Origin of the sequence: Pseudomonas sp. IT-P100, from assembly GCF_949767185.1 — a bacterium.
In the GTDB taxonomy this organism is placed as follows: domain Bacteria; phylum Pseudomonadota; class Gammaproteobacteria; order Pseudomonadales; family Pseudomonadaceae; genus Aquipseudomonas; species Aquipseudomonas fluorescens_B.
The window spans coordinates 146,040-159,915 of sequence record NZ_CATKQK010000001.1; the positions used below are offsets into that span (position 1 = coordinate 146,040).

Below are 13,876 nucleotides of genomic sequence, written 5' to 3' on the forward strand. Positions count from 1 at the left end.
ACGGAATTTCAGGCTAGGCACGATTCTGTGGGAGCTGGCCTGCCAGCGATAACGGAGTGTCAGACAGCGGAAATGTCGACTGACCCACCGCTATCGCTGGCAGGCCAGCTTCCACAGAGTCTTGCAGTGTTCTCGAAGGTGGGGGCGAGCGAACCCGCCCCCTTATTCGTTTAAGCGTAGCTTTCGATCGACGGGCAAGCGCAAACCAGGTTGCGATCGCCGAAGACGTTGTCGACGCGACCGACCGGCGGCCAGTACTTGCCTTCGATCAGCGATGCGACCGGATACACCGCTTGCTCGCGGCTGTACGGGTGCGTCCACTCGCCAACGATTTCCGCCGCGGTGTGCGGAGCGTTTTTCAGCGGGTTGTCATCCTTGTCCAGCGTGCCATTTTCCACTGCGCGGATTTCTTCGCGGATGCGGATCATGGCGTCGCAGAAGCGGTCCAGTTCTTCCTTGGATTCGCTTTCGGTCGGCTCGATCATCAGTGTGCCAGCCACCGGGAACGACATGGTCGGGGCGTGGAAGCCGAAGTCGATCAGACGCTTGGCGACGTCATCGACGCTGATGCCGCTGCTGTCTTTCAGCGGACGCAGGTCGAGGATGCATTCGTGCGCCACCAGGCCGTTGCTGCCGGTGTACAGCACAGGGTAGTGCTCTTCGAGGCGACGGGAAATGTAGTTGGCATTCAGGATCGCCAGTTGCGAAGCGCGCTTGAGACCCGCGCCGCCCATCATCCGAATGTACATCCAGGTGATCGGCAAAATGCTCGCGCTGCCGAACGGTGCCGCGCAGACCGCGCCTTCCTTGCGCTCCATCTGGGCGTGGCCCGGCAGGAACGGCGTCAGGTGCGACTTGACGCCGATCGGGCCAACGCCTGGCCCGCCACCGCCGTGAGGGATGCAGAAGGTTTTGTGCAGGTTCAGGTGGGACACGTCGCCGCCGAACTTGCCCGGTGCGCAGAGGCCGACCATCGCGTTCATGTTGGCGCCGTCGATGTACACCTGGCCGCCGTTGTCATGAATGATGCCGCAGATTTCGCGGATGCCTTCTTCGAACACGCCGTGGGTCGACGGGTAGGTGATCATCAGCGCGGCGAGGTGTTCGCGGTGCTCGATGGCCTTGGCGCGCAGGTCTTCGATGTCGACGTTGCCGCGGGCATCGCACGCGGTCACGACCACACGCATGCCAGCCATGTTGGCGGTGGCCGGGTTGGTGCCGTGGGCGGACGACGGGATCAGGCAGATGTCGCGGCGGTCTTCGCCACGGCTCTGGTGGTAGGCGCGAATCGCCAGCAGACCGGCGTACTCACCTTGCGAACCGGCGTTCGGTTGCAGGGAGATCGAGTCGTAACCGGTGGCGGCGCAGAGCATCGCTTCCAGTTCATCGGTCAGTTGCTGGTAACCGGCACTTTGCTCGGCCGGGGCGAACGGGTGCAGGGCACCGAACTCAGCCCAGGTCACCGGGATCATTTCGCTGGCGGCGTTGAGTTTCATGGTGCACGAACCCAGCGGGATCATGGTGCGATCCAGGGCCAGGTCCTTGTCGGCGAGCTTGCGCAGGTAGCGCATCAGCTCGGTTTCCGAGTGATAACGGTTGAACACCGGGTGGCTGAGGATTGGCGATTGGCGAACCAGAGCGGCCGGGAGGGTGCTGACTACAGAAGCGGCGAGGGCGGTGAATTCCGGCAGTGCCTTGCCGTCGGCGAACAAGGCCCACAATGTTTCGACGTCAGCTTGCGAAGTGGTCTCGTCGAGGGACAGGCCCAGACGCTCGCCATCGACTACGCGCAGGTTGATCTGCTGCGCACGTGCCTTGTCGTGCAGTTTGGCGGTGTTGGCGCCGGTGTTCAGGGTCAGGGTGTCGAAGAAGCTGGCTTGTTCGACGGTCAGGCCCAGTGCGCCCAAGCCTTTGGCGAGGATCGCGGTCAGGTGATGAATGCGGTTGGCAATCTGCGTCAGGCCTTTCGGGCCGTGATACACGGCGTACATGCTGGCGATGTTGGCCAGCAGGACTTGGGCGGTGCAGATGTTCGAGGTGGCCTTCTCGCGGCGGATATGTTGCTCGCGGGTCTGCATCGCCAGACGCAGGGCCGGCTTGCCGAAACGGTCCACGGAGACACCGACCAGACGGCCCGGCATGTCACGCTTGAACGCATCCTTGGTGGAGAAGTAAGCGGCGTGCGGGCCACCGAAGCCCAGCGGCACGCCGAAGCGTTGTGCGCTGCCGATGGCCACGTCAGCGCCGAATTCGCCCGGTGGGGTCAACACGGTCAGGGCCAGCAGGTCAGCAGCCACCGCTACCAGAGCATTGGCGGCGTGGAAGCGTTCGGTCAGTTCACGGTAATCAAACACGTCACCGTTGCTCGCCGGGTATTGCAGCAGCGCGCCGAAGAACGGCGTTACGTCTGCCAGTTCAAGCTCGTCGCCGACGACGACGTCGATGCCCAGCGGCTCGGCACGGGTGCGCAGCACGTCGAGGGTTTGCGGGTGGCAATGAACCGATGCGAAGAACGCGTGGCTGCCTTTGTTCTTGCTCAGGCGTTTGCAGAAGGTCATGGCTTCGGCAGCGGCGGTGGCTTCATCCAGCAGCGAGGCGTTGGCGATCGGCAGGCCGGTCAGGTCGCTGATCAGGGTCTGGAAGTTCAGCAGCGCTTCGAGACGGCCCTGGGAGATTTCTGGCTGGTACGGGGTGTACGCGGTGTACCAGGCCGGGTTTTCCAGCAGGTTGCGCAGGATCGGCGACGGCGTGTGCGTGCCGTAGTAGCCCTGGCCGATGTAAGTCTTGAACAGTTGGTTTTTGGCGGCGATGCCTTTGATCAACGCCAGGGCGTCGGCTTCGCTCAGGCCGTCGTCCATGCCGAGGACGCTGGTGCCTTTGATGCTTTCCGGAATGACGCTGGCGCTCAGGGCTTCCAGCGAATCGAAGCCGAGGCTGTTGAGCATGGCTTGCTCATCGCCGGAACGCGGGCCGATGTGGCGCGCGATGAATTCGTTGGCGGTCGTAAGGTTTACTTGAGTCATGTCAGCGCTCCTCAGGCTTCGGCGTTGGCTTTGATCAGACGGTCGTAGGCGTCCTGATCCAGCAGTTTGGCAACTGCCGAGGCGTCGGTTGGCTGGAAGCGGAAGAACCAGCCTTCGCCCAGCGGATCTTCGTTGACCAGTTCAGGGCTGCTGTCCAGCGCCGGGTTCACTTCCAACACTTCACCGTCCAGTGGCATGTACACGCCGCTGGCGGCTTTTACCGATTCCACGGTGGCGGCTTCTGCGCCTTTGTCGTAGGACTGCAGCTCAGGCAGTTGTACGAAAACCACGTCGCCCAGGGCATTCTGCGCGAAAGCGGTGATGCCGACGGTGACAGTGCCGTCAGCTTCGGTGCGCAGCCATTCGTGATCTTCAGTAAAACGCAACTCGCTCATGGAAACTCCTAGGGGGCCAGACTCGTCTGGTGGACGCGATTGAATGCTTGGGCAAAAGCCCTTCTTTATGGGTGGTTACTTAGCAAAATCGCGGCCAATGTTAATAAATCCTTATAAATCAGTGTCTTGAGTATTTATGAAGTGCGAGCGAATGGAATGACTGTAGCGAAATCGCTACACTCGGAAGCGAAGAAAAAAGCGTAATGGGATCAAAGCCTTGTACAGCGCTGATTAGGAAGAGCTGTATCGATATCGTTCCGCTGTAGCGCTTTCAGTACAGGTGGAGGTCGTATTTGGAGAGGGATTTTCTGTGACAACAGAAAACCTGTGGGAGCCAGCCTGCTGGCGATGAGGCCATGACAGTCGACACCTTTTTGCCTGTTACACCGCAATCGCCAGCAGGCTGGCTCCCACAGGGGGGCTGCGGTGTTTTGGGGACTTCAGGGTTTGTTTGGAATGCCGTACTTGCGCAACCGATGAGCAATCGCGGTGTGGGAAGTTTGCAGGCGGCTGGCCAGTTGCCGGGTCGAGGGGTAGCTGACGTAGAGCTTTTCGAGCAGGGTCTTTTCGAACTCTTCCATTGCCTGCTCCAGGCTGTCGACTTCGCTGTCGCTCTGGCGCGCCACGGAGGTGCCGGCAATGTCGAGGTCGCCGATGTCCACCAGGCTGCTCTCACAAATCGCGGCAGCGCGGAAGATCACGTTCTGCAATTGCCGCACGTTGCCTGGCCAGCGGTTACCCAGCAGTGCAGGATAAGTCCCCGGCGCCAGACGACACACCGGTCGCTGGATTTGCGCACAGGCCTGCTGCATGAAATAACGGGCCAGCAGCAGGATGTCCTGGCCACGCTCGCGCAGCGGCGGGACTTCGACATTCAGGACGTTGAGGCGATAGAACAAGTCTTCGCGGAACGTGCCTTCGCTGACCATTTTTTCCAGGTCACGGTGCGTGGCGCTGAGGATCCGCACGTTGACCTTCACCTCACGATCGCCGCCCACGCGGCGGAAGCTGCCGTCGTTCAAAAACCGCAGCAGTTTCGCCTGCAGGTACGGTGACATTTCGCCGATTTCATCGAGAAATACCGTGCCCTGGTTCGCCAGTTCCATCAGTCCCGGTTTACCGCCCCGTTGCGCACCGGTAAAAGCGCCGGGGGCGTAGCCGAACAGTTCGCTTTCGGCGAGGTTCTCCGGCAATGCCGCGCAGTTCAGCGCCAGGAAGGGTGAACTGTGCCGCGCACTGATGGCGTGACAGGCGCGGGCGACGAGTTCTTTGCCGGTGCCGGTTTCGCCCTGGATCAACAGCGGCGCATCAAGGGCTGCCACGCGTTGGGCACGGGCCTTGAGGGTGCGAATGGCCGGGGATTCGCCCAGCAGCGCGTCAAACCCTTCGGCATGGTCGTGGTGCAGCGCCGAGAGGCGTTCGCCGATGCGATTCGGTTGATACAGCGTCAGCAACGCGCCGGCATCGGTGATCGGTGTCGCGTCCAGCAGCAGGGTCTGGCCGTTGACGGTGATCTCGCGCAGCGGCAGGCGAAAGCCTTGTTCCAGCAGGGTATCGAGCAGGGCGGGATCGGCAAACAGATCCGCGATGCTTTCACCGGCCGGTTCGCGACCATACAACGCGATCAGCGCCGGGTTGGCCAGCAGCACTTTGCCGTCACTGTCCAGGGCCAGCACCGGGTCGGTCATGGCGGCGAGCAGCGCATCGAGCTGCAAGTGCCGCCGTTGCCCCGGAAGGATGTCGACCACCGTCATCGCTTGCACGCCGCGCACGCTGAGCAACGCATCGCGCAGCTCTTCGAGGACTTCCGGGCTCAGGGTCGGGGCATCGATGTAAACGTTGGGCGGGACCATTTCCACCGCATCCAGATTGAGATTGCGCCCACCGAGCAGGGCCAGGACTTCCTGGGTAATGCCGACGCGGTCGATGAAGCTGACGTGGATACGCATGGGGCGGTTTTCAATCTGGCAAGCGGAGGGGGCAAGTATGCCTTGGGGCGGGTCTCAGGTGAAATGCACGTGTTCAACCTGCAGGAGCGAGGCTTGCCCGCGAAGAGGCCATCAAGACGGCTAAAAGCTTCGCGGGCAAGCCTCGCTCCTACAGGTCGTGGGGTCGCAGTCTTTCAGTCGGCATCCATAGCGAATGAAAGTCCGTCATCGCGAGCAGGCCCGCTCCCACAAGGGGACGCAGGCTACTCAAAGTTTTTGAGGTCTACCGGGTCGCCGGATTTCATATCCAGCTTCTTCCGAATGTCTTCAAACACCTGGTCGTAATTTTTGTGAGCCGAGCCGATTTGGCTGTGGGTCCTTGGAATACCGTACTTCTCGGCGATATTCGTTATGTTGTTGGCGAAGTTGTAGGCCTCAACCTTGGGAAGAAAGAAGGTTTCGCTCATATCCTTTCCCAGAATGCTGCCATGCATGGTGAACTGGATGCCTTTTTCCCCTTTGTCGTTATTGCTGACCTCATAGTCGAAGTGCAGGTTGTAGCTGACATCATCCGAGGTCAGCGCGTGGCGCTCGATGTGCAAGTGACCGGGGGCGAACGTTGCCATTGACGTTTCTCCTTATAAATAAGTAATGCCAGGTGTCGCCGTGCTGATGCGCGTGCCGGCCTTGCCCTGGACGATCGCTTCGATGTCCGAGAGTGAACCGATCACCGCGGTTTTTCCAGTATGGCGGGCGAACTCGCAGGCGGCCTGCACCTTCGGTCCCATGGAGCCGGCGGCGAAGCCGAGTTTTTCCATTTCGTCGGGGTGGGCCTGGGCAATGGCTTTCTGGGTCGGTTTGCCGAAGTCGATGCAGGCGGCGTTGACGTCGGTGGCGATCACCAGCAGATCGCTTTCCAACTGTTCGGCCAGCAGCGCCGAGCACAGATCTTTGTCGATCACTGCTTCCACACCTTGCAGTTTGCCGCTGGCGCCGTACATCGTCGGGATGCCGCCACCGCCCGCGCAGATCACGATGCTGCCTTTTTCCAGCAACCATTTGATCGGGCGGATTTCGAAGATTCGTTTCGGTCTCGGGCTGGCCACCACACGACGGTATTTGTCGCCGTCCGGGGCAATCGCCCAACCTTTTTCGGCGGCGAGTTTTTCCGCTTCGGCCTTGGCGTAGACCGGGCCGATGGGTTTGGTCGGGTTCTGGAAGGCCGGGTCATTGGCGTCGACTTCGACCTGGGTCAGGAGGGTGGCGAAGGGCACTTCGAAGTCCAGCAGGTTGCCCAGTTCCTGTTCGATGATGTAGCCGATCATGCCTTCGGTTTCGGCACCGAGCACGTCCAGCGGGTACGGCGAAACCGAGGTGTAGGCCGCCGCTTGCAGCGACAGCAGGCCGACTTGCGGGCCATTGCCGTGGGCGATGACCAGTTCATTGCCGGCATGAATCTTGGCGATCTGTTCGGTGGCGACGCGGATGTTGGCGCGCTGATTGTCCGCGGTCATGGGCTCACCACGGCGGAGCAGGGCGTTACCGCCCAGGGCAACGACGATACGCATAATGCAGTCCTTCTAAATGAGGTGACTCGGTCTCCCTGGTGAAACCCGATCAGTGTGGGAGTGAGCGTGCTCGCGATGACTATTTAACACTCAACAGAGACGTTGACTGTTACTCCACTTTCGCGAGCAGGCTCGCTCCCACAGCGGCTTTGTTCCAGCCGGGAGAGCCGGGTGGGCCGTTAGATATCCGCCAACGCCGACACCAGAATCGCCTTGATGGTGTGCATGCGGTTTTCCGCTTGCTCGAAGGCGATGTTGGCCGGGGATTCGAAGACTTCCTCGGTCACTTCGACGCCATTGGCCAAGTGCGGATACCGCGCGGCGATGTCCTTGCCGACCTTGGTTTCGCTGTTGTGGAACGCCGGCAGGCAGTGCATGAATTTCACCCGCGGGTTGCCGGAGGCTTTCATCATCGCGGCGTTGACCTGGTACGGCAGCAGTTGCTCGATACGCTCGTCCCACGCCTCAACCGGCTCACCCATCGACACCCAGATGTCGGTGTGGATGAAGTCCACGCCCTTGACCGCTGCTTTCGGGTCTTCGGTGATGGTGATGCGCGCGCCGCTTTCTTCGGCGAAGGCTTTGCACTGGGCGATGAAATCAGCGTGTGGCCAGAGCGCTTTCGGCGCGGCGATGCGCACGTCCATGCCCAGTTTGGCGCCGATCATCAACAGCGAATTGCCCATGTTGTAGCGAGCGTCGCCGAGGTAGGCGTAGCTGATGTCATGCAGCGGTTTGTCGCTGTGTTCGCGCATGGTCAGGGTGTCGGCGATCATCTGCGTCGGGTGGAATTCAGCGGTCAGACCGTTGAACACTGGCACGCCGGCGAACTTGGCCAGCTCCTCGACGATTTCCTGTTCGAAGCCACGGTACTCGATGGCATCGAACATCCGCCCGAGCACGCGAGCGGTGTCTTTCATGCTTTCCTTGTGGCCGATCTGCGACGACACCGGGTCGATGTAGGTGACGTGGGCGCCCTGGTCATGGGCCGCGACTTCGAAGGCGCAACGGGTGCGGGTCGAGGTTTTTTCGAAGATCAGCGCGATGTTCTTGCCTTGCAGGTGCGGACGCTCGGTGCCGGTGTACTTGGCGCGTTTGAGGTCGCGGGACAGGTCCAGCAGGTAGTTGAGCTCGCGAGTGGTGTGGTGCATCAGCGAGAGCAGGCTGCGGTTGCGCATATTGAAAGCCATTTTGGATCTCCTTGGGTTTCGGTTATCCGCCTGCTTCACGCTTTATGGGCGCGAAGCAGGGATAAGCATTAATAGTCGATAGGGTCGCGAATGATCGGGCAGGTCATGCAGTGGCCACCGCCACGGCCGCGTCCCAGTTCGCCGGCGCTGATGGTGATGACTTCCACACCGGCCTTGCGCAGCAGGGTGTTGGTGTAGGTGTTGCGGTCATAACCGATCACCACGCCGGGCTCCACGGCCACCACGTTGTTGCCGTCGTCCCATTGCTCGCGTTCGGCGGCGAAGCTGTTGCCGCCGGTTTCCACCACGCGCAGCGCTTTGAGGTTGAGGGCCTTGGCGACGGTGTCGAGGAAGTTGGTTTCTTCGCGGCGGATGTCGACGCCGCCCGGCTTGCTTTCGTCAGGGCGCAGGGTGAAGGCGACGATCTGGTTCACCACTTCCGGGAAGATCGTGACGAGGTCGCGGTCGCAGAAACTGAACACCGTGTCCAGGTGCATTGCTGCGCGGGACTTCGGCAGGCCGGCGACGATGACTTTCTCCACGGCTTTGTTCTTGAACAGGTTCACCGCCAATTGGCCGATGGCCTGACGGGACGACCGCTCGCCCATGCCGATCAACACCACACCGTTGCCGATTGGCATCACGTCGCCGCCTTCCAGGGTGGCGCTGCCGTGATCCTGGTCCGGGTCGCCATACCAGATTTCAAAATCGGCGTTGGTGAACTGCGGGTGGAATTTGTAGATGGCGGTGGCCAGCAGGGTTTCCTGGCGGCGCGCCGGCCAGTACATCGGGTTCAGCGTCACGCCACCGTAGATCCAGCAGGTGGTGTCGCGGGTGAACTGAGTGTTGGGCAACGGCGGCAGAATGAAGCTTGAGTGGCCCAGAAAATCGCGGAACATCTGGATGGTCTTGCCGCCGAAGCTGTCCGGCAAGTCATCGGCGGAGACGCCGCCGATCAGGAACTCGGCGATATGGCGGGGCTCCAGGCTGCGCAGCCACGAACCCACTTCGTTGATCAGGCCGAGGCCGACCGAGTTGGCGGTGACCTTGCGTTCCAGAATCCAGTCGAGGGCTTCGGGGATGGCGACGATGTCGGTCAGCAGGTTGTGCATTTCCAGCACATCGACGTTGCGTTCACGCATCTTGGTGACGAAGTCGAAATGGTCGCGCTTGGCCTGGGCCACCCACAGCACATCATCGAACAGCAGTTCGTCGCAGTTGTTCGGGGTCAGCCGCTGATGGGCCAGGCCGGGGGAGCAAACCATGACTTTACGCAGTTTGCCGGCTTCGGAATGGACGCCGTACTTAACTTTTTCGGTGGTCATTACCGTGATCCTCCAGATAACAAATTACAGGGTCAGGAAGCCGTCATACAGGCCGTAGGCCGCCACCAGGGCGCCGACGATCACTGCGGCGAAAATCAGCTTCTCGACGTTGGTGAAAACCGGTTTGTTGAGTTCCATCTTGGCCTTGGCGAACAGGATCGCGCCGGGGGCATAGAGCAGGGCGGAGAGCAGCAGGTATTTGACGCCGCCGGCATAGATCAGCCAGACCGCGTAAATCAACGCGACGGCACCGATGAACAGGTCTTTGCGGCGTTCGGCCGCGGCGTTTTCATAGCTCTCGCCACGCACCGCCAGCAGCAGCGCGTACGCCGCCGACCACAAGTACGGCACCAGGATCATTGAGGTGGCGAGGTAGATCAGTGACAGGTAAGTGCTGGCCGAAAACAGGGTGATGACCAGAAACAGTTGCACCATCGCGTTGGTCAGCCACAAGGCATTGACCGGCACTTGCTTGGCATTTTCCTTGCGCAGGAACGCTGGCATGGTGTGGTCCTTGGCGGCGGCGAACATGATTTCGGCGCACAACAGCACCCACGACAGCAGTGCTCCCAGTAACGAGATGACCAGGCCGACGCTGATCAGCACCGCGCCCCACGGACCGACCACATGTTCCAGCACGGCAGCCATCGACGGGTTCTGCAGCTTGGCCAGTTCCGGTTGGGTCATGATGCCCAGCGACAGCACGTTCACCAGCACCAGGAACAGCAGCACGGTGATGAAACCGATCACGGTGGCTTTACCGACGTCGCTGCGTTTTTCCGCGCGGGCCGAGAAAATGCTCGCGCCTTCGATGCCGATGAACACCCACACGGTGACCAGCATCATGTTGCGCACCTGGTTCATCACGCTGCCCAGGTCCGGGTTTTTCAGGCCCCAGATGTCGGCCGTGAAGATGTCCAGTTTGAATGCGAAAACTGCGATCAACACAAACAGCAGCAGCGGCACGACCTTGGCGACGGTGGTCACCAGGTTGATGAACGCTGCTTCCTTGATCCCGCGCAGCACCAGGAAATGCACGGCCCAGAGCAGCACCGAAGCGCCGATCACCGCAGCAACTGTGTTGCCTTCGCCGAAGATCGGAAAAAAGTAACCGAGGGTGCTGAACAGCAGAACGAAGTAACCGACGTTTCCCAGCCAGGCGCTGATCCAGTAACCCCAGGCGGACGAGAAGCCCATGTAGTCGCCGAAACCGGCCTTGGCGTAGGCGTAGACACCGCCGTCCAGATCAGGCTTTCGATTGGCCAGCGTCTGGAACACGAAGGCCAGCGTCAACATGCCGACGGCGGTGATGGCCCAACCGATCAGCACGGCGCCGACGTCGGCACTGGCGGCCATGTTCTGCGGCAAAGAGAAGATCCCGCCACCAATCATTGAGCCGACAACCAACGCAACCAGTGCACCGAGTTTCAGTTTTCCGGGGGATTCAGACATTGCATGACTCCAATGCAGGAGAAAAGAGACGACAGATTAATTCCGTTAGCCATTCGATCATCTGACATAGATCAGTGCATGCTCACATTCCATTGTTAATGAAAGACTTATGAATCTTTCCCGGGCATAAAGGTATCGCCGGAAAAGCCCATTCCAGAGGCCTCGGACAAGTCAGGCGGGAATAACGGGTATTGCTTGGAGTTTTTACGCTAGTTGGTTTTACGGTTTCCGCAAATTTTTGGACGGTTGTTGCAGTGTCGAATTGATTTATTAGGATCTACAGACAAGACTGCTATTGCCGGCTATGGGCATAGAAGTATCGGCTATAAATAAAAGACGTGAGCTGCCATTAATTAACTAACGTTATTACCGTTTACCTATTTAGTTAAAGTTATCCACTTGTAGCGAGGGAGCTTGCTTCCGCTGGACTGCGAAGCAGTTCCTTTTGTTGAGGTCGTTCCGCAACCCGGCGGGACGGTGCGGCGTTCCGACAAGCACCCCGCCACAGGTTCAGTGCAAGAAAAAGGGAGACGCTGGGATGTCGCAACCGACGCAAAAACTTCCTCTGAGTGCGCTGATCGCGCTGGTGGTGGGATCGATGATTGGCGGCGGGATTTTTTCCTTGCCACAGAACATGGCCGCCCGAGCCGACGCCGGGGCGATCTTGATCGGTTGGGCGATCACCGCCGTGGGCATGCTGACGCTGGCCTTCGTGTTCCAGACGCTGGCCAATCGCAAGCCCGAGCTGGATTCCGGGGTGTATGCCTACGCCAAGGCGGGGTTCGGTGACTACATGGGGTTCTCGTCCGCCTGGGGTTACTGGATCAGCGCCTGGCTGGGCAACGTCGGCTACTTTGTGTTGCTGTTCAGCACCCTCGGTTATTTCTTTCCGGTGTTTGGCCAGGGCAACACGCCCGTTGCCATTGGCTGCGCGTCGGTGCTGCTATGGGCTGTGCACTTTCTGGTGATGCGCGGGATCAAGGAAGCGACGTTTATCAATCAGCTGACCACCGTGGCCAAGATCGTGCCGCTGATCATGTTCATCGTGATCGCCGCCGTGGCGTTCAAGGCCGACATCTTCACCCGTGACGTCTGGGGCCGCAGCAACCCGAATTTTGGCGGCATCATGGATCAGGTGCGCAACATGATGCTGGTCACCGTGTTCGTGTTTATCGGCATCGAAGGCGCGAGCGTCTATTCAGCGCGGGCGGAGAAACGTTCGGATGTCGGGCGCGCGACGGTCATCGGTTTTCTTGGCGTGCTGGCGCTGTTGGTGCTGGTGAATGTGTTGTCGCTGGGGATCATGAGTCAGCCGGAACTGGCCAACCTGCAGAACCCGTCGCTGGCGGCCGTGCTGGAGCATGTCGTAGGGCCTTGGGGCGCTTTGTTGATCAGCATTGGCCTGGCGATTTCGCTGCTGGGTGCACTGCTGTCCTGGGCGCTGCTCTGCGCCGAGATCCTGTTCGCCACGGCGAAAAACAACACCATGCCGGCCTTCCTGAAAAAGGAAAACGCCAATCATGTGCCGGTCAACGCGCTGTGGCTGACCAACGTGATGATCCAGATTTTCCTGCTGATCACGCTGTTTTCCGCCGGCACCTACACCAGCCTGATCTACCTCGCGTCGTCGATGATCCTGGTGCCGTACCTGTGGTCGGCGGCGTATGCGGTGCTGTTGAGCGGGCGGGGGGAAACCTACGAACACGCTTCGGCGGAGCGCACCAAAGACTTGCTGATTGGCGGCATCGCGCTGAGTTATGCGGTGTGGCTGTTGTACGCCGGCGGGGTGAAGTATTTGCTGCTGTCGGCGTTGCTGTACGCACCGGGGGTGATCTTGTTCGCCAAGGCCAAACATGAGCAGGGTGAACCGCTGTTTACGCCAATCGAGACAGGTATTTTTACCGCTGTCATCAGTGGCGCCGGGCTGGCGGCGTATGGGTTGTACAGCGGCTTGTTGTCGCTGTGAGGTTGTTGCTGGCGTATCAGCCGCCCTATGACTGGCCGGCGATGCTGGGTTTTCTGTCGGCGCGGGCCGTGGTCGGGATGGAAGCGATTGTCGATGGCGTGTACTCGCGCAGCATCGGGTTGAACGGTGTTCACGGTACGTTTTCGATCAAGCCGGTGGCGGGCGATGCGTTGCAAGTGACGCTGGATTTTCCTGACGCGGCGGCGGTGCCGGAGATCGTTGCACGGTTGCGGCGAATGTTTGATCTGGATGCGGACCTGCCGACGATCCATCGCCCTTTGAAGACAGATCCGTTGATGGCGCGGTTGATTGCCGAACGGCCGGGGTTGCGGGTGCCGGGGGCGTGGGACGGCCTGGAACTGGCGATTCGTGCGGTGTTGGGTCAGCAGATTACGGTGAGCGCGGCGATCCGGTTGGCGGGGAAACTGGTTGCACAGTATGGACAGCCCTTGGCGTCTGTTTTGCCCGGCATCACGTCTGTGTTTCCTGAAGCGGCCGTTTTGGCAGTGGCGGATCTGGCGACGCTGGGCATGCCGAAAACTCGTGGCCGGACGTTGTCGGGTGTGGCTCAGGCGTTGCTCGATGATCCGCTGTTGTTTGAGCCGGGGCGTGAGGGCGGCGTGGCACGGTTGCTGGCGTTGAACGGGATTGGCGACTGGACGGCGCAGTACATTGCGTTGCGGCAGTTGCGGCAGTTGCGGCAGTTGCGGGAGATGGATGCATTTCCGTCTGGGGATGTGGGGTTGATCAAGGCGCTGGTGGCGCTTGAAGGTGAGCGGGTGACGGCTAGGGAGTTGTCGGCGCGGGCTCAGGACTGGCGACCTTTTCGAGGGTATGCGGCGCAGCTTCTTTGGACATCGCTGAGCCGGATGGATTGAGTTTTTTGTTCCGGCCTCATCGCCAGCAGGCTGGCTCCCACAGGTTTTGTGATCGACATAAATCAACTGTCTTGATTGTGATGATTTGGTTTGGCTGGCTCCCACAGATTTTGTGAATGATGCAGATTCACTGTGGGAGCCAGCCTGCTGG

The 13,876-nt window shown here is 60.3% G+C and carries 10 protein-coding genes; 2 read left to right on the forward strand and 8 right to left on the reverse strand.

The window, feature by feature from the left end; genetic code table 11:
* Positions 1–170: 170 nt before the first annotated feature.
* The 8 genes from gcvP to arcD (ACM6IQ_RS00685) form a co-directional block, all read right to left on the reverse strand.
* Positions 171–3,023 carry an aminomethyl-transferring glycine dehydrogenase gene (gcvP, locus tag ACM6IQ_RS00650; RefSeq protein WP_414877875.1) on the reverse strand — a complete coding sequence of 951 codons (2,853 nt, stop codon included), beginning with the start codon at positions 3,021–3,023 and terminating at the stop codon, positions 171–173.
* 11 nt (positions 3,024–3,034) lie between these two features.
* Positions 3,035–3,418: a glycine cleavage system protein GcvH gene (gene gcvH / locus ACM6IQ_RS00655; RefSeq protein ID WP_007949423.1), complete on the reverse strand. Its 384-nt coding sequence runs from the start codon at positions 3,416–3,418 to the stop codon at positions 3,035–3,037.
* 440 nt (positions 3,419–3,858) lie between these two features.
* Positions 3,859–5,367 carry a sigma-54-dependent transcriptional regulator gene (locus ACM6IQ_RS00660; protein ID WP_017340455.1) on the reverse strand — a complete coding sequence of 503 codons (1,509 nt, stop codon included), beginning with the start codon at positions 5,365–5,367 and terminating at the stop codon, positions 3,859–3,861.
* Between the two features lie 242 nt (positions 5,368–5,609).
* A complete protein-coding gene (locus ACM6IQ_RS00665) occupies positions 5,610–5,972 on the reverse strand; it encodes a DUF5064 family protein (RefSeq protein WP_017340454.1) in 363 nt (120 codons plus the stop codon).
* A gap of 12 nt (positions 5,973–5,984) precedes the next feature.
* Positions 5,985–6,914 (reverse strand): carbamate kinase, encoded by a 930-nt coding sequence (gene arcC / locus ACM6IQ_RS00670; RefSeq protein ID WP_414877876.1) that lies wholly within the window; start codon positions 6,912–6,914, stop codon positions 5,985–5,987.
* 179 nt (positions 6,915–7,093) lie between these two features.
* Positions 7,094–8,104: an ornithine carbamoyltransferase gene (locus ACM6IQ_RS00675; RefSeq protein ID WP_017340452.1), complete on the reverse strand. Its 1,011-nt coding sequence runs from the start codon at positions 8,102–8,104 to the stop codon at positions 7,094–7,096.
* Positions 8,105–8,172: 68 nt separating this feature from the next.
* Entirely contained in the window at positions 8,173–9,429 is a 1,257-nt protein-coding gene (arcA, locus tag ACM6IQ_RS00680; RefSeq protein WP_017340451.1) for an arginine deiminase, read from the reverse strand.
* A 24-nt stretch (positions 9,430–9,453) separates the two neighbouring features.
* Complete coding sequence (arcD, locus tag ACM6IQ_RS00685; protein WP_414877877.1) at positions 9,454–10,881, reverse strand: arginine-ornithine antiporter; 1,428 nt, start codon at positions 10,879–10,881, stop codon at positions 9,454–9,456.
* A 538-nt stretch (positions 10,882–11,419) separates the two neighbouring features.
* On the opposite strand from arcD (ACM6IQ_RS00685), the gene arcD (ACM6IQ_RS00690) reads away from it, so the two are divergent.
* Both arcD (ACM6IQ_RS00690) and ACM6IQ_RS00695 read left to right on the forward strand, forming a co-directional pair.
* The gene (gene arcD, locus ACM6IQ_RS00690; protein WP_414877878.1) at positions 11,420–12,847 is read left to right on the forward strand and encodes an arginine-ornithine antiporter; all 1,428 of its coding nucleotides are present in this window, start codon (positions 11,420–11,422) and stop codon (positions 12,845–12,847) included.
* Positions 12,844–13,725 carry a DNA-3-methyladenine glycosylase family protein gene (locus tag ACM6IQ_RS00695; RefSeq protein ID WP_414877879.1) on the forward strand — a complete coding sequence of 294 codons (882 nt, stop codon included), beginning with the start codon at positions 12,844–12,846 and terminating at the stop codon, positions 13,723–13,725. Before arcD (ACM6IQ_RS00690) ends, ACM6IQ_RS00695 begins: the two co-directional genes overlap by 4 nt.
* Positions 13,726–13,876: the final 151 nt, after the last annotated feature.

Excerpts from the sequence above, each read along its gene's own strand:
- gcvP (WP_414877875.1), bottom strand. The coding sequence starts at position 3,023 with ATGACTCAAGTAAACCTTACGACCGCCAACGAATTCATCGCGCGCCAC.
- gcvH (WP_007949423.1), bottom strand. The coding sequence starts at position 3,418 with ATGAGCGAGTTGCGTTTTACTGAAGATCACGAATGGCTGCGCACCGAA.
- ACM6IQ_RS00660 (WP_017340455.1), bottom strand. The coding sequence starts at position 5,367 with ATGCGTATCCACGTCAGCTTCATCGACCGCGTCGGCATTACCCAGGAA.
- ACM6IQ_RS00665 (WP_017340454.1), bottom strand. The coding sequence starts at position 5,972 with ATGGCAACGTTCGCCCCCGGTCACTTGCACATCGAGCGCCACGCGCTG.
- arcC (WP_414877876.1), bottom strand. The coding sequence starts at position 6,914 with ATGCGTATCGTCGTTGCCCTGGGCGGTAACGCCCTGCTCCGCCGTGGT.
- ACM6IQ_RS00675 (WP_017340452.1), bottom strand. The coding sequence starts at position 8,104 with ATGGCTTTCAATATGCGCAACCGCAGCCTGCTCTCGCTGATGCACCAC.
- arcA (WP_017340451.1), bottom strand. The coding sequence starts at position 9,429 with ATGACCACCGAAAAAGTTAAGTACGGCGTCCATTCCGAAGCCGGCAAA.
- arcD (WP_414877877.1), bottom strand. The coding sequence starts at position 10,881 with ATGTCTGAATCCCCCGGAAAACTGAAACTCGGTGCACTGGTTGCGTTG.
- arcD (WP_414877878.1), top strand. The coding sequence starts at position 11,420 with ATGTCGCAACCGACGCAAAAACTTCCTCTGAGTGCGCTGATCGCGCTG.